Annotated in this window: 11 protein-coding genes; 3 read left to right on the top strand and 8 right to left on the bottom strand. The window is 75.3% G+C overall.

The features are described from left to right. Window positions 1–119: 119 nt before the first annotated feature. On the bottom strand, window positions 120–2,237 hold the full coding sequence (locus tag BJ983_RS27975; RefSeq protein ID WP_179796812.1) for an ATP-dependent DNA helicase UvrD2: 2,118 nt from the start codon (window positions 2,235–2,237) through the stop codon (window positions 120–122). 91 nt (window positions 2,238–2,328) lie between these two features. After that, window positions 2,329–3,039: an AraC family transcriptional regulator gene (locus tag BJ983_RS27970; RefSeq protein WP_179796811.1), complete on the bottom strand. Its 711-nt coding sequence runs from the start codon at window positions 3,037–3,039 to the stop codon at window positions 2,329–2,331. Between the two features lie 79 nt (window positions 3,040–3,118). On the opposite strand from BJ983_RS27970, the gene BJ983_RS27965 reads away from it, so the two are divergent. Together BJ983_RS27965 and BJ983_RS27960 are read left to right on the top strand one after the other, a co-directional pair. Next, on the top strand, window positions 3,119–6,454 hold the full coding sequence (locus tag BJ983_RS27965; RefSeq protein ID WP_179796810.1) for a proline dehydrogenase family protein: 3,336 nt from the start codon (window positions 3,119–3,121) through the stop codon (window positions 6,452–6,454). Window positions 6,455–6,479: 25 nt separating this feature from the next. After that, window positions 6,480–6,740 carry a mycoredoxin gene (locus BJ983_RS27960; protein ID WP_179796809.1) on the top strand — a complete coding sequence of 87 codons (261 nt, stop codon included), beginning with the start codon at window positions 6,480–6,482 and terminating at the stop codon, window positions 6,738–6,740. A 103-nt stretch (window positions 6,741–6,843) separates the two neighbouring features. On the opposite strand, the gene BJ983_RS27955 is transcribed toward BJ983_RS27960, so the two are convergent. Beyond that, on the bottom strand, window positions 6,844–8,292 hold the full coding sequence (locus BJ983_RS27955) for an MFS transporter (RefSeq protein WP_179796808.1): 1,449 nt from the start codon (window positions 8,290–8,292) through the stop codon (window positions 6,844–6,846). A 129-nt stretch (window positions 8,293–8,421) separates the two neighbouring features. Between BJ983_RS27955 and BJ983_RS27950 the strand changes: the two genes are divergently transcribed. Next, the gene (locus BJ983_RS27950) at window positions 8,422–9,387 is read left to right on the top strand and encodes an Lrp/AsnC family transcriptional regulator (RefSeq protein WP_343054388.1); all 966 of its coding nucleotides are present in this window, start codon (window positions 8,422–8,424) and stop codon (window positions 9,385–9,387) included. Between the two features lie 83 nt (window positions 9,388–9,470). Here the strand turns inward: BJ983_RS27950 and nudC are convergent, their stop codons facing one another. From nudC to BJ983_RS27925, 5 genes are all read right to left on the bottom strand, one after another. Further along, a complete protein-coding gene (nudC, locus tag BJ983_RS27945; protein WP_179798355.1) occupies window positions 9,471–10,484 on the bottom strand; it encodes an NAD(+) diphosphatase in 1,014 nt (337 codons plus the stop codon). A gap of 26 nt (window positions 10,485–10,510) precedes the next feature. After that, window positions 10,511–11,944: a M16 family metallopeptidase gene (locus BJ983_RS27940; RefSeq protein WP_218890506.1), complete on the bottom strand. Its 1,434-nt coding sequence runs from the start codon at window positions 11,942–11,944 to the stop codon at window positions 10,511–10,513. Beyond that, entirely contained in the window at window positions 11,941–13,245 is a 1,305-nt protein-coding gene (locus tag BJ983_RS27935) for an insulinase family protein (protein WP_179796806.1), read from the bottom strand. Before BJ983_RS27935 ends, BJ983_RS27940 begins: the two co-directional genes overlap by 4 nt. A 9-nt stretch (window positions 13,246–13,254) precedes the next feature. Further along, complete coding sequence (locus tag BJ983_RS27930; RefSeq protein ID WP_179796805.1) at window positions 13,255–13,965, bottom strand: hypothetical protein; 711 nt, start codon at window positions 13,963–13,965, stop codon at window positions 13,255–13,257. Between the two features lie 170 nt (window positions 13,966–14,135). Beyond that, window positions 14,136–15,110 (bottom strand): oxidoreductase, encoded by a 975-nt coding sequence (locus BJ983_RS27925; protein ID WP_425484818.1) that lies wholly within the window; start codon window positions 15,108–15,110, stop codon window positions 14,136–14,138. Window positions 15,111–15,210 lie beyond the last annotated feature (100 nt).

The following is a 15,210-nucleotide window of genomic DNA, read 5'->3' as shown; positions in this document are numbered from 1 at the left end:
GTCATCGACTTCTTCACGGAACACACCCCCTCGTCTCGCCCCGGCACGTGCTGCGCCGGAGTGCTGTCGAACCTAGGGGCCTCCCGACGGAGGCCGCAACGGAATTAACCGGAGAAAGTTCAGCCCGCGTGCTCGCGGACCATCGTGAGCACGTCCTCGCCGTAGCGCTCGAGCTTCGACGCCCCGATCCCCGGGATCGTGACCAGGCCCTTCGTGTCCTGGGGGCGTTGCTCGGCGAGCGCGACCAGCGTGGCGTCGGTGAACACCACGTACGCCGGGACGGACCGCTGCTTGGCCTCGTTCGACCGCCAGGTGCGCAGCGCGTCCAGCAGCTCGACGTCGACGTCGGACGGGTGGTCGGTGCAGCGGCCGATCTTCTGGGCCCCGGCGTCGGCGAGCGTCTTCCCGCAGATCCGGCACGCCGCCCGCGCCGCCTTGGCCTTCGGCCCGCCGTCGATCCCGCTGCCGGGCTTCCGGGCCGCCGGGTGGTCCTCGGGCACCAGCCCGTAGAGGAACCGGCTCCGGCGCCGCGAGCGACGGCCCCCGGACTGGCGCGCGAGCGCCCAGGAGATGTGCAGGTGCACGCGGGCGCGGGTCACCCCGACGTAGAGCAGGCGCCGCTCCTCCTCCACCGCCTCGTCGTCGCCGTCGGCGTGCTGGATCGGGAGCGTGCCGTCGACGAGCCCGACGAGGAACACCGCGTCCCACTCCAGCCCCTTGGCGGCGTGCAGGGACGCGAGCGTCACCCCCTGCACCGTCGGCGGGTGCTGGGCCTGCATCCGGGTCGACAGCTCGGCGAGGAAGGAGCCGAAGGTGGCCTCGGGGAGCGCCTCGACGAGGTCTCCTGCGAGCTCCGCGAGGGCGCGCAGGGACTCCCAGCGCTGGCGCTGCGCGCCGTCGGAGGCGCTGCCGGCGGGCGGGGTGTCGGTGAGGCCCTGCTCGCCCAGCGCCGCGCGCACGGTGGTGACGACGTCGGCGCCGACGACGGCGTCCGGCCCGCCCTCGAGCCGACCGCCCAGGGTGCGCAGGGCCGCGATCGCGTTCTTCACCTCGGTGCGCTGGAAGAACCGCTCCCCGCCGCGCACCTGGTAGGCGATGCCGAGATCGGAGAGCGCCTGCTCGTAGACCTCGGACTGGGCGTTGATGCGGAAGAGCACCGCGATCTCCGCCGGGGGCACCCCGTCGTCGATGAGGCCGCGGATCCGTTCCGCGACGGCGGTGGCCTCGGCCGGCTCGTCGTCGTGCTCGGAGAAGTCCGGCGCGGGGCCGGGCGGGCGCTGGCCCTCGAGCCGCAGCCGGCTGCCCGCGGCACGGCCCCGGGCGGCGCCGATGACGGTGTTCGCGGCCGCGACGACCTGCGGGGTCGACCGGTAGTCGCGCACGAGGCGGACCACCTCGGCCTCGGGGTGCCGGCGGGGGAAGTCGAGCAGGTAGGTCGGGCTGGCCCCCGCGAAGGAGTAGATCGTCTGGTTGGCGTCGCCGACGACCGTCAGGTCGTCCCGCCCGCCGAGCCACGCGTCGAGCAGACGGTGCTGCAGCGGGGTGACGTCCTGGAACTCGTCGACGACGAAGCAGCGGTACCGTTCGCGGAACTCGTCCGCCACCTCCGCGGTCTCCTCCAGCGCGCCCGCCGTGTGGATGAGGAGGTCCTCGAAGTCGAGCTGCTCCGCGCGGTTCTTGTACTGCTCGTAGGCCGTGTAGACCTGCGCGACCTGGTCCGCGGGGGCCGGGGTGTCGCGCTGGGCCTTCGTCACGGCCTCGACGTAGCGGTCGGGCGCCACGAGACAGGCCTTCGACCACTCGATCTCGCTGGCGAGGTCGCGCAGCGACTCCCGGTTCGTGGCGGCCCCGGCGCGCTGGGCGGCCTGCCCGACGAACCGCATCTTGTTGTCCAGCAGCGGCCACGCCTCGCCCCCGACCGCGCGCGGCCAGAAGTAGCGCAGCTGACGCAGCGCCGCGGCGTGGAAGGTGCGCGCCTGCACCCCGCCGACGCCGAGGTCCCGCAGCCGGGTGCGCATCTCCCCCGCCGCGCGCGCCGTGAACGTGACGGCGAGGACCTGACCGGGGCGGACCTGCTCGGTGCGCGCGAGGTGGGCGATCCGGCGGGTGATCGTGCGGGTCTTGCCGGTGCCGGCCCCCGCGAGCACGCAGACCGGCCCGCGCGGGGCGACGACCGCCGCCCGCTGCTCGGGGTCCAGTCCGTCGGTCGCACTCCGGTCCGCCGCCACGCCCGTCATCGTCTCTCACGGGCCCGACGGCGTGGGGCCCGACCGGCCCTCCCGTGGCAGGGAAGCGTCGTCGCCGGCATCCCGTGGCGGGCCCGCTCCGTCAGCGGGCCCGGCGGCGGAACTGGCCCGGCGTCTCCCCCGCGAGGCGGGCGAACTGGCGGGTGAAGGCCGGCTGGTCGTAGAACCCGCAGGCCAGCGCCACCTCGGCCAGCGGGAGGTCGGTGGTGGTGAGCAGGGACCGGGCACGGTCGATCCGGGCCCGGAGCACGAACTGGGTCGGGGCGAGCCCGAACACCGCGCGCATCCGCCGCTCCAGCGCGGAGGTCGACATCCCGGCGGTGGTCGCCATCTCCTCGACGCGGGGCGGGTCGTCGAGCCGGGCGGCCACGAGGTCGACGACCCGGGCGAGGGCGGGCATCGCGGGGTCGGTCTCGTCGGCCGACCGCAGGTCCTCGGACACGCTCACGACGCCGAGCACGCGCCCGTCCGCGCGCACCGGCACCTTCGTCGTGAGGTACCAGCCGGGCACGCCGCCCTCGCGGCGGATCAGTTCCAGCTCGTGGCGCAGCGTGCGGCCCTCGCCCAGCACCCGCGCGTCCTGCTCCTCGTAGCGCTCGGCGAGGGCCGGGACGAACAGCTCCCCCGCACGCCGTCCCACCACGGCGGACCGGTCGCGCTGGTTGGTGCGCCGGACGAAGGCGTCGTTCACCTCGGTGTAGCGGCCCTGCGCGTCCTTCGCACAGAACATCACGCCGGTGAGTTCGGCGAAGAGCGCGACGAGGGCGTCGGCGGGCAGGTCCACGCGTCCCATCCTCGTTGGCGGGTCCCGACGGCGGGGTCGCCGGATTCGGACAAGAAGAGTGTCGGACGCCGGGTGCACGCTGGGGGTCATGAGCGAGCAGACGGTGGTCGCAGGAGACGCAGCGCAGCGGAGCTCGACCGCGGTTGCGGGTCTCGACGAGGCCCTGGTCGAGCGGGCCGTGGGACGGGCGGCCCGGTGGGCGGAGGCGAGCGACGACGCCGGGCACGACGCCGCCACGCGTCGGCTCGCCTCGCTCGTGCACGATCCGGCGGGCGTCGACTTCGCGATGCACTTCGTGGACCGGGTGGCGCGTCCCGAGGACGACACCGTGGCGGCCCGCGAGCTGGCCCGGATCGCCGGTCGGGGCGCCACGCTGCCGGGCTTCGCCACCGCCCTGGACCGGCTGATGCTGCGGGCGGGTGCAGCGCTCGCCCCGCGGCTGCCGCGGCTGGTCGTCCCCCTCGCGCGCCGTCGGCTGCAGCAGCTGGTCGGGCACCTCGTGGTCGACGCGTCCGGGCGGGCCCTCGGTCGCCGGCTCTCGGCCGCACGCACGGAGGGGTTCCGGCTCAACCTCAACCTGCTCGGGGAGGCCGTGCTCGGTGAGGACGAGGCGGACCGCCGGCTGGAGCGCACCCTCGGGCTGATCCGCCGGGAGGACGTCGACTACGTGTCGGTGAAGGCCTCCTCGGTGGCGAGCCAGCTCGTGCCGTGGGACCTCGAGGGCAGCCGGGACCGGCTCGTCCGCCGCCTGACGCCGCTCTTCGAGGCCGCGCGGGACCACGGGGTGTTCGTGAACCTCGACATGGAGGAGTACAAGGACCTCGACCTCACGGTCGCGCTGTTCACCGCCCTGCTCGACCGGCCGTCGCTGCGGGGGTACTCCGCGGGCATCGTCCTGCAGGCCTACCTGCCCGACTCGGTGGGCGCCCTGGAGCACCTCGCCGCCTTCGCCCGACGACGGGTCGACGCGGGCGGCGCGCCGGTGAAGGTCCGGCTGGTCAAGGGCGCGAACCTGGCGATGGAGCGGGTCGACGCGGCCCTGCACGACTGGCCGCAGGCGCCCTACGCGACGAAGGCCGAGGTCGACGCCAACTACGTCCGGCTGCTCGACCACGCGCTGCGCCCGGAGCACGCCGACGCCCTGCGGATCGGGGTGGCGAGCCACCACCTGCACCACGTGGCCCTGGCGGTCGAGCTGGCCGCCGCGCGCGGCGTCGCCCACCAGATGGACGTCGAGATGCTGCAGGGCATGGCGCCGGCCCAGGCCCGCGCGGTGGCCGCGGACCTCCCCGACTCGGGGCTGGTGCTCTACACGCCGGTCGTCCACGCCGAGGACTTCGACGCCGCGGTGAGCTACCTGGTGCGCCGGCTCGAGGAGAACGCCGGGCGGGAGAACTACCTGTACGCGATGTTCTCGGAGGAGGGCCCGGGGTCCTACCTCGACCGCTTCCGGGCGTCGGTGGCCGAGCGCGACACGGTCGCGGACGGCCCCCGCCGCACGCAGGACCGGTCGACCGAGGTGGTGGGGCCGTTCCCGGAGCGGTTCCGGAACGAGCCCGACACCGACCCTTCGCTCGGCGCGAACCGCGACTGGGCCCGGCGGGCGGTGGCGGCGGCGCCCGCCGTCGTCGGTGCGCCGGAGCTGACCGACCCGGCGGCGGTGGACGCCGTGGTGGAGCGCGCGGCCGCCTCGACGTGGCGCGCGGTGGACCCGGCCGCGCGGGCGGGCCTGCTGCGCGAGGCCGCCCGGGCCCTGGCCGCGGCGCGCACCGAGCTGCTCACGACGATGGTCCACGAGGCGGACAAGACGGTCGCCGAGGCGGACCCCGAGATCTCCGAGGCCGTCGACTTCGCGGCCTACTACGCCGACCGCGCCGAGGAGCTCGACCCCGCGCGGTTCACGCCGGACCGGGTCGTGGTCGTGACGCCGCCGTGGAACTTCCCGGTCGCCATCCCGCTCGGCGGCTGTCTCGCGGCGCTGGCCGCGGGGGCCGCCGTCGTCATCAAGCCCGCGCCGCAGGTCCGGGCCTGCGCGGAGGTCGGGGTGGCGGCGCTGCACCGGGCCGGGATCCCGGCCGACGCGCTGCAGCTGGTCCACACCGACGAGGCCGACGCCGGTCGGCGGCTGATCACGCATCCGGCCGTCGACCGGGTCGTGCTCACCGGCGCGAGCGAGACCGCGGCGCTGTTCCGGTCGTGGCGCCCCGACCTCGAGGTGCTCGCCGAGACCAGCGGCAAGAACGCCCTGGTGATCACCCCGGCGGCCGACCCCGACCTCGCCGTGGCCGACCTCCTGCGCTCCGCGTTCGGGCACGCGGGCCAGAAGTGCTCGGCGGCGTCGCTCGCGATCCTGGTCGGCCCGGTGGGCGATCCACGCTCGAAGGTCGGGCGCCGGTTCCGCCGGCAGCTCGTCGACGCGGTCCGGACGCTGCGGGTGGGCCCGGGCACCGACCTGTCGTCGACGATGGGTCCCCTGGTGGGCGAGCTCTCCCCGAAGCTGGAGCGCGCGTTGACAGCGCTGGAGGACGGCGAGTCGTGGCTGGTCGAGCCGCGCCGGGCGGGTGACGGGCAGTGGACTCCAGGGGTGCGTGAGGGTGTGGCGCCCGGCTCGTGGTTCCACCGCACCGAGTGCTTCGGCCCGGTCCTCGGGCTGATGGCGGCCGGGTCGCTGGACGAGGCGATCGCGTGGCAGAACGCGACCGGTTTCGGGCTCACCGGGGGCCTGCACTCGCTCGACCGGGACGAGATCGACCGCTGGATGGAGCGGGTCGAGGTCGGCAACGCCTACGTCAACCGGCACATCACCGGCGCGATCGTGCAGCGCCAGTCGTTCGGGGGCTGGAAGGGCTCGGTGGTGGGACCGGGTGCCAAGCCGGGTGGCCCGAACTACGTCACGCAGTTCGGGGTGTGGACCGACCCGGCCGACCTGCCCGGCGCCCCGCTGGGCCGGGAGGCCGCGGAGCTGCTCGCGTCGGTGGCGTCGTCGGTCCCGCCGGAGGACCTGGCGTGGCTGCGCGCGGCGGCGGGATCGGACGCGTCCTGGTGGCGCACGGAGTTCGGGGTGGAGCACGACCCGACCGGCATCGCCGCCGAGGCCAACGTCTTCCGGTACCGGGCGCTGCCGGCCCTGCGGGTGGTCGTGGGCGCGGACGCCGCGGACCGGGACGTCGTGCGGCTCCGGCTGGCCGGCGCGTGCGCCGGGGTGCCGGTCGCCGACGCGACGCCGGAGGTCGTCCCGGAGCCCGGCGAGCGGCTGCGGATGGTGGGCACGGCGACGGAGGCCCTGCGCCGACGGGCGGGCGAGGTGGGCGCGACGCTCGTGGAGGGCCCGGTGCTCGCCGACGGCCGCCGGGAGCTGCTCACCGTGCTCCGCGAGCAGGCCGTGAGTGTGACCCGTCACCGCTTCGGACACGTGGAAGCCTGACGCGCCCGTCTGCGTTGTGCCTCACATGGCGCAGATGACGATGTACACGACCAGCTGGTGCGGCTTCTGCCGGCGGCTGAAGAGCCAGCTGGACCGCGAGGGGATCGGCTACTCCGAGGTCGACATCGAGCGCACCCCGGACGCCGCGGAGATCGTCACCCGGATCAACGGCGGCAACCGCACGGTCCCGACGGTGGTCTACCCCGACGGGTCGGCCGCCACGAACCCGAGCTTCGCCGAGGTGAAGACCGCCCTCGCCAAGGCCGAGGCCGCGTCGGGCGCCTGATCCCGCCGCGCTCCGAACGAAGGGGCCCCGTCCGTCGAACAGATCGACGGACGGGCCCTTCGTGTGTTCCGGGCGTCCTTGGCGAGGGGCGCCCACGGCCCACCTATCCGACCGAAGGGGCCCTTCGCTCGGCCGGCTCGGTGGGAGCGGCGGGCCCGGGTGCGGCCGACGCGACGGCGGCGGGCTCGGAGGTCGGCCGGCGCACGAGCACCACGACGAGCACGGCCGCTGCCAGGGCAGCCACACCCGCCGTCAGGAAGACCGCGTCGAGGCCGTCGGTGTAGCCGGGCGCGCCCGGGTCGGTCGGGTTCGCGTACCCGGCGAACACGGTGCCGAGCACCGCCAGGCCCACGGCCAGGCCGAGCTGGCGGAAGGTGTTCACCGCCGCGCTGCCCACCCCGGCCTTCGCGGGCGGCAGGACCGCGAGGGTCGCCGAGACGAGCACCGGGGTCGCGAGCCCGACCCCCAGCCCGCACACCACGAGCCCGGGTGCGAGCGCCCACGGGCCCGAGCCGGCGTCGACCACGCCGAGCAGCAACACCCCGAACCCGATGAGCGCGAGTCCGCCGGCCACCGGACGGGCGGGTGACCCGCCGTGGAGGAGGCGGCCCGCGGCCGCGGACACCACGAACGACGCGATCGACAGCGGGACCACCGCGAGGCCGGCCCGGATCGGCGACAGCCGCAGCACCTCCTGCAGCCACAGCGAGACGAGCGCGAGGTGGGCGAAGGCCGCCCCCGACAGGACCGCCGCGGCCACCATGAGCGCGGCGAACGACCGGTTGCGGAAGAGGGCGAGGTCGAGCACGGGGTGCGCGACGCGCCGCTCGACCGCGACGAACACCGCGAGCGCCACGGCGGCGGCGACCAGCGGGACGACCGTGCCGACGGCGGACCAGCCGACCGCGCCCGCCTCGATGAGGCCGTAGACGAGAGCGGTCGAGGCCGCGGTGAAGGCCGCGGCGCCGGCGAGGTCGATCCGGGTGGCGCCGTCGACGCGGACGTCCCGCGCCACCACGGCCAGCGTCAGGGCGACCGCGAGCGCGGCGACCGGCAGGTTGACCAGGAAGATCGCCCGCCACCCCCAGACCTCGGTGAGCACGCCGCCGACGAGCGGACCGCAGGCGGCCGCGAGGCCGTTCACCGCGCCCCACACGCCGAAGGCCGTGCCCCGGTCCCGACCGTGGTAGGTGATCGCGACGAGGGCGGCGGTGGTCGCGAACATCGCCGCACCGCCCGCACCCTGGACCACGCGGGCGGCGACGAGGGCGCCCGCCGTCGGAGCCAGTCCGCAGGCCAGCGAGGCGGCGGCGAAGACCCCGAGCCCGACCAGGTAGAGGCGGCGCCGCCCGAAGCGGTCGGCCAGCGAGCCCGTCACCATGAGCAGCGCGGCGAGGGCCAGCGCATAGCCGTCGATCACCCACTGCAGGCCGGCGAACGACGACTCCAGCGACCCGGCCATGGCGGGCAGCGCGACGTTCACGATCGTCACGTCCACGAGCAGCATGAACGTCCCCAGGCAGATCGCCACCAGGGGCCACCAGCGACGCATGTCGGTCCTCCTCCGATCCCGTGCGACGACCGCGTGTCGTCGACGCGACGATCGTCGACACGACGCGCCAGGGAGGACGAGGAAACGGACCACTTCCGGCGGTCGTCGACATCTGCGAGGCTCGTGACGGTGGAACTCGACGGGACGGACCGCGCGCTCATCCAGGCGCTGCAGATCGACGGCCGGGCACCCTTCCGACGGGTCGCCGAGGTCCTGGGGGTCTCCGACCAGACGGTGGCGCGGCGGTACGCCCGGCTGCGCTCCGTCCAGGCGCTCCGCGTGATCGGCGCGAGCGACCCGGTGCTCCTCGGGGAGGACCAGTGGATGGTCCGGGCCCGCTGCGCCCCGGACGCGGCCGGCGAGATCGCGGACGCGCTGGCCCGGCGCCCGGACACCTCGTGGGTCAGCCTCACCTCCGGCGGCACCGAGATCACGTGCTCCCTGCGCGCCACCGACACCACGGCCGCCGGCGACCTGCTGCTCGGCCGGCTCCCCCGGACGCCCCGCATCCTCGACGTGAGCGCCCAGCAGGTGCTGCACGTGTTCTACGGCGGGGCGCGCGAGCCGTACGCGAAGGTCGGGCCGCTCTCGCCGGAGCAGGTCGCCGCGCTCGCGGTCGCGGTCCCGACGCCGGGTGCGGCGCCGACGCTCGACGACCTCGACCGGCGCATCCTGCGCCTGCTCCGGGTCGACGGCCGTGCGCCGGTGGAGGACGTCGCCCGGTCCTGCGGCACGTCGGCGTCCACCGTGCGACGACGGCTCACCGACCTCCGGGCCGGCGGGGTGCTCTACCTCGACGTCGACGTGTCGCCCACCGTCCACGAGCAGCCGATGCGCACGATGCTGCACCTCACCGTGCTCCCGCAGCACCTCGACGAGGTCGGCCGGGCGCTGGCGGCCCACCCGGAGGTGCCGTTCGCCGCGGCGACGACCGGCCGGACGAACGTCTACGCATCGGTCGCGAGCGCGGGACCGGCCGCCTTCTACCGGTACCTGACGATGTCCGTGGCCGGTCTGCCCGGCGTCACGGCCGTCGAGTCCGAACCGGTGATCCGCACCGTCAAGGCGGCCGACACGGTGTACGCGGCACGCTGACGGACGTTCCCTCGTGGCAGGAAAGCGTCGTTGCTGTCACCGGGTGACAGCAACGACGCTTTCCTGCCAGGGAGAGGGGACGGTCAGCCCGCAGCCGCCCACGCCTCCAACATCGCGCGGGCGATCGACACCCCGCCCGGGAGGATCAGCTCGCGGTCGTCGCCGGCCTCGAAGGCGGTACCGCCCACCCCGTGGGCGCCCTTCGGACCGTCGCCCTCGCGGGTCATCCAGTCGCCGGCCTCGAGCGCCTCGCGGAGCTCCGTGCGGGTGACCCAGCGGGCGTTCTCGATCTCGCCCTCCTGCAGGCGCAGCGTCTCCTCCGGGTCGGCGACCGCGGAGAAGCCGATCATCAGCGAGCGCGGGAACGGCCAGGGCTGCGACCCGAGGTAGGTGATGGTCGAGACGGTGACACCGACCTCCTCGGCGCACTCCCGGGCCACGCACGCCTCCAGCGACTCCCCGGCCTCGACGAACCCGGCGAGCACCGAGTACCGGCCCTCGGGCCAGATCGGCTGGCGGGCGAGGAGCACCCGGTCGGCGCCGTCGTGCACGAGGCAGATCATCGACGGATCGGTGCGGGGGTACTCCTCGTGGTCGTGCGCCTCGCAGAGCTGCGCCCAGCCGGCCTTGATCGCGCGCATGGGCGAGCCGTCGCGGGTGCAGAAGCGGGCGCGCTCCTGCCACGACAGCAGGGCCACGGCCGTCGTGAGCAGACCCGCGGAGTGCGCATCGAGGTCGCCGCCGGAGATCCGCAGGTCCCGCCACCGCTCGGTCGAGGAGAACCCGGACCCGGCGTCGTTCGAGGCGTCGGCGTCCGGCACCCGCACGCCCCAGTAGACGGTGCCGTCCTCCTCGCCGAGCAGCACCGCACCGTCGGGAATCGTCGCGCCGAACTGGCGGGACGGGACGTCGACGACGCGCAGGGACCCGTCGGGCTGCTCCTCCACCGGGGTCCGGCCCTGCGGGTCGACGCGCACGACGCGGGCGAGCGGCCAGGTCGACTCCACGTGCTCCGGGTCGTCGCGGACCTGCTCCCGGCGGTCGACCGTCGAACGCGAGAGCCGGGGCAGGGAGTCCAGGTGGAAGGCCGCCCGCATGTCCGGGCCCGCGGTGGGTGCAGTGGTCACGGGACCCTGATACCACCGAGAGCACGCAACGACTCCGCCGAGGTGGCGGCGTCGGCCACCACCACCCCGGTGAAGCGCGCGGGGGCGAGGAACTCGGCGGCCGCGGCGTGCACCTGCTCGAGGGTCACGGCCTCCAGGCGCTGCGGGTGCTCCCGCACCCACGCGGGGTCGAGCCCGACGCCCGCGAGCCCCGCCAGCGTCGACGCCAGGCCGGCCTGGGTGTTCATCGAGATCAGCAGCGACCCGATGGCGTAGCGACGCGCCGACTCGAGCTCCGCCGCGCTCGGCGGGACGACCGCAACCCGACCCAGCTCGTAGCGCATCTCGAGCAGCGCGGGCGCGGTCACCTCGGAGGCGCAGTCGGTCTCGACGAGCAGGGCGGCGCCGTACGGGTCGAACTCCAGCGACGACGACGCGTGGTAGGTGTAGCCCTTGTCCTCGCGCAGGTTCTCGACCAGTCGGGACGAGAAGTAGCCGCCGAACGCCAGGTTCGCCAGCTGCAGCGCCGGATACCGCGGATCGGTCCGGGGGACGGCCGCCGCCGAGAGCCGCAGCTGCGACTGCACGGCCCCGGGCCGGTCCACCAGCAGGAGCTCCGAGCCGTGCAGCTCGGGCAGCGGCGGCAGGAGGCCGGCCTCCCCGGGGGTGTCCCACCCCGCCAGCGACGCCTCGACGGCGGCCACGGCGGTGGTCGGGTCGAGGTCGCCGACGAGCACGAGCACCGAGCCGCGCGGCACCACCTGGCGGCGGTGCATGGCGAGCAGGTCGTCCTGCGTCACGGCGGCCACGTCCGCGACCTCGGGCATCTCCCGGGTCACCGGGTGGTCGCCGTAGCGGTGCCGCTGCAGGGCGCGCCGCGCGATGACCGAGGGCTGCGCGGAGGCCACCTGGATCCGCTCGGCGAGGCGCTCGCGCTCGCGGGCGACCTCCTCGTCGGGATAGGTGGCCCCGGTGAGCACGTCGGCGATGACGTCGAGCAGCGTCGGCAGCCCGTCCGCGAGCGCGTGGCCGGCGGCGGCGAGCCGCTCCGGGTCGACCGAGAAGCCGATCTCGCCCCCGACGCCCGCGAGGTCGTCGTCGAGCGAGACCCGGGTGCGGCGCGTCGTCCCGGAGAGCACCGTCGACGCGAGGACCTCGGCGATCGCCGCGTGCATCGGGCGCGCGGCGTCCTCGCCGGAGAACGGGATGCGCAGCCGGACCTCGACCATCGGGACGCCGGGGCGGTGCACCGCGATGACGCGCAGACCCGTCGTCAGGACCGTGTCGGTCTCCTCCGGGGCCGGGACCTGCGGCTGCGGCCGCAGCGGGGGCAGCTCGCGCGGGCCGGCCGGGGTCCGGCCGATCTCCTCGGCGGACCGGCGCTCGGCGGGCGAGGGAGCGGTGGGGGGAGACGCAGCGGAGCGGAGCTCGACCGTGGACTCAGCGCTCATGCGGACGCTCCGGGGGTGAGGACGAGCAGGGCGCGCGCGTCGGGCCGCAGCGCGTTCGCGGCGGCGGCGACCGCCTCCGGGGTCACCGCGGCGATCGCGCCGGGCAGCTCGTCGGAGAGCTCCGCGCGGCCGTGGAGGAGCTCCGCCGAGCCGAGGGCGAGCATCCGGTTCATCAGCCGGTCCTGCTCGCGGTGCAGGGCGCCGGCCCAGCGGGCCGTGACCCGGCGGAGCTCCTCGGCGTCGGGACCGCGCTCGCCGAGGACGAGCAGCTCCGCGTCCACCGCGTCGACCACCTGGCGGGGGTCGACGGTGTCGGGGTGCACGGCGGTGATGGTGAAGGTGTCGGGGTCCCGCGCGTCGAGGGGCGCGCCCATGAGGCCGGCCGAGGCGGACACGTCGGTGACCAGCCCGTCGCCGTACACGAGGCGCTGGGTCAGGCGCGCGGCCTCGCCGTCGGTGAGGAGGCTCCCGAGCACGGCGTGCGCGAGGTACCCGGCGAGGTCGGTGCCGGGGTCGGGGAGCCGGTAGCCCATGGCGAGGGCGGGCAGCGGGGCGTGCGCGTCGACGACCGACTCCAGCCGCTCGCCGTCGGGAGCCGGCTCGCCGAAGGACGGCCGGGCCGGCACCGGGCGGGCCGGGATGTCGCCGAAGTGGCGGGTGACGAGCTCCCCGGCGTCGTCCGGATCGAAGTCGCCGACCACGGTGAGCACCGCGTTGCCCGGCGCGTAGTAGGCGTCGAAGAAGGCCGCGGCGTCGTCGAGGGTCGAGGTCTCGAGGTCGGTGAAGTCGCCGTAGCCGTTGTGGGCGTTCGCGAAGGTCGAGTACAGCACCGGCGGCAGCAGGATCCAGGGGAAGCCGCCGTAGGGCCGGTTGAGCACGTTGAGGCGGATCTCCTCCTTCACCACGTCGATCTGGTTGTGGAGGTTCTCCTCGGTGAGCTTCGGTGCGCGCAACCGGTCGGCCTCGAGGAACAGCCCGCGCTCGAGGGCGCCCGCGGGGAGGATCTCGAAGTAGTCCGTGTAGTCCTGGTGGGTCGAGCCGTTGAAGACCCCGCCCGAGCCCTGGACGTGCCGGAAGTGCGCGAGCTTCTCCAGGCTCTCCGAGCCCTGGAACATCAGGTGCTCGAACAGGTGCGCGAACCCGGTGCGGCCCTGCGGCTCGCTGCGGAAGCCGACGTCGACGTGGACGGCGACCCCGACGACGGGATTGGTCCGGTCCGGTGCGAGGAGCACCCGCAGACCGTTGTCGAGCGTCAGGCGCTGTCGCTGCTCCGGCGGGGCGGAGGTGGGGGCCGTACTCACCCCCCGACCCTAACGGCGGGGGCGCTGCCGCTGGGCGGGGACGGCGCTCCGGCCGGGTCGACGACCCGGACGACGGGACGCGGCGCACGCCCGGCCGGGGGCGGGACGGGCCCCGGCACGGGTGTTCGTCCGGCCGGCCGGACGGCCCCCCGCACGGGGGGCCGGGCGGCGCTGCTGCCGACCCAGGGCGACGACGAGCGATCCGGCGCCGAGGGCCGCGGCGACGGCCAGCGCGAGTTCGAGGCGGGCCACGAGCGGGGAGACGCTGTCGCCCGCGCTGTCGGTGGCGGAGCGGGCGGCCGTGGCTCCCGTGCCCGCGACCGCCAGCGGACCGGTGATCGCGCCGTCCGCGGGCACCTGCACGGGGACCGGGAAGCCGGGGTTGCGGCCGCAGCCGTCGAGGGTCGCCTCGCGGCGCACGCCGCCGACCTCGAGGGTGACCCGGTCGTGCGGGTCGGCGGACAGGCACGAGGCCGTCGTGGTGACGACCGCGGTCACCGTGACCGGCGGTGCGGCGGGGGCGGCGGGCGCCGGGCCGAGGCCCACCGCCTGCGCGAGGGCGGGCACGCGCGGGACGACCACCGCGACGACCGCGAGGGCCCCGAGCGCGAGGGCGACCAGCACGACGAGGGTGCGGGTCGACCGGTGATCACTCTCGGCGGCCCGGGGACGCGCGAGGGCGGAGGCGCGGGACGGGAGACCGTCGACCGTGAGTGACACGGCTGACATTCTGCTCACGCCGCGCCGGACCCGATGGAGGGATCCCCGGCCGGTACCCAGCGCGACGGGCTGGTACACCCACACCTTTCGTGCACGTCCCGACCGGCGCAGGCACCACCGGGTCGGCCGTGGCCCACCCCTGACCGTGGGTCAGCGGTGGGCCGCCACCGTCACCGCCCGAAGCCGTCCACGCCCGTGGCCTCGACCGACGCCGCCCACAGCCACTCCGCGGCGTCCGGGTCGATCGCGTAGGGCATGACGCCACCGGGATAGCCGCCCCGCGAGTCCGGGCCCGCGGAGGTGTCCACGGTGACCGCGACCTCGCAGTCCTCGAGGTAGACCCCGGAGAGATCCGCGAGCCGCGGGCTGGTCGCCGCCCAGGTCTCGGTGGCCGCACCCTGCTCGGGCGTCTTGAGGTTCGCGGCGGCCGGACCGGGGTTGCCCTGCTCGTCCTTCCAGCCCAGGGCCACCATCTCCTCGAGCGGGAGGTGGCGCTGCAACGGCGTCATGATCCCGCCCGGGTGCAGGGCGAAGGCCCGGACGCCGCGGGCGGCGAGCCCGACGGCGAACAGCACGTTGGCCGTCTTGGACTGCCCGTAGGCCTGCCACTTGTCGTAGTCGCGGTGCTCGTAGTGCACGTCCTCGCGGTGCAGGTCCGAGAAGTGGTGACCGCGGGAGGACACCGAGACGACCCGCGAGTCGCCGTCGAGCAGCGGCGCGAGCCGGTTGACCAGGGCGAAGTGGCCGAGGTGGTTGGTAGCGAACTGGCGCTCCCAGCCGGGTCCGACCCGCTCGAGCGGGCAGGCCATGACGCCGGCGTTGTCGACGACCGCGTCGATCCGGGTGCCGTCGGCGAGGCGGCGCCCGGCGAAGGCGGCGACGGAGTCGAGGTCGGCCAGGTCGAGCTCGTCGGTCATCACGCCGTCGATCCCGGCCAGGGCCTCGTCCGCGACCTCCCGACGACGGGCCGGGACGACCACCCGGGCGCCGACGCCCGTGAGAGCCCGGACGGCCTCGAGGCCGAGCCCGGAGTAGCCGCCGGTGACGACGACGAGCCGACCGGAGAGGTCGAGGCCGGACACGACCTCGGCGGCGGTGGACCTCGCACCGAACCCGGAACCGATCGGGGTCTGCTGCGCAGTGATCATGCGACCGACGCTAGGCCTTCGAGTGCGCTCGAAGGCAAGCCGACCGCTGTGCTCACCGCTGTGGCAGGAAAGCGTCGATACTGTCAGCCAGTGACAG

Origin of the sequence: Actinomycetospora corticicola, assembly GCF_013409505.1 — a bacterium.
Classification (GTDB): domain Bacteria; phylum Actinomycetota; class Actinomycetes; order Mycobacteriales; family Pseudonocardiaceae; genus Actinomycetospora; species Actinomycetospora corticicola.
This window is presented reverse-complemented; position numbering and strand designations above follow the sequence as displayed.

What these genes read in the sequence shown, in the direction of transcription:
- BJ983_RS27960 (WP_179796809.1), top strand. Translation starts at nt 6,480, where the DNA reads ATGGCGCAGATGACGATGTACACGACCAGCTGGTGCGGCTTCTGCCGG.
- BJ983_RS27940 (WP_218890506.1), bottom strand. Translation starts at nt 11,944, where the DNA reads ATGAGCGCTGAGTCCACGGTCGAGCTCCGCTCCGCTGCGTCTCCCCCC.
- BJ983_RS27970 (WP_179796811.1), bottom strand. Translation starts at nt 3,039, where the DNA reads ATGGGACGCGTGGACCTGCCCGCCGACGCCCTCGTCGCGCTCTTCGCC.
- BJ983_RS27965 (WP_179796810.1), top strand. Translation starts at nt 3,119, where the DNA reads ATGAGCGAGCAGACGGTGGTCGCAGGAGACGCAGCGCAGCGGAGCTCG.
- BJ983_RS27975 (WP_179796812.1), bottom strand. Translation starts at nt 2,237, where the DNA reads ATGACGGGCGTGGCGGCGGACCGGAGTGCGACCGACGGACTGGACCCC.
- BJ983_RS27955 (WP_179796808.1), bottom strand. Translation starts at nt 8,292, where the DNA reads ATGCGTCGCTGGTGGCCCCTGGTGGCGATCTGCCTGGGGACGTTCATG.
- nudC (WP_179798355.1), bottom strand. Translation starts at nt 10,484, where the DNA reads ATGCGGGCGGCCTTCCACCTGGACTCCCTGCCCCGGCTCTCGCGTTCG.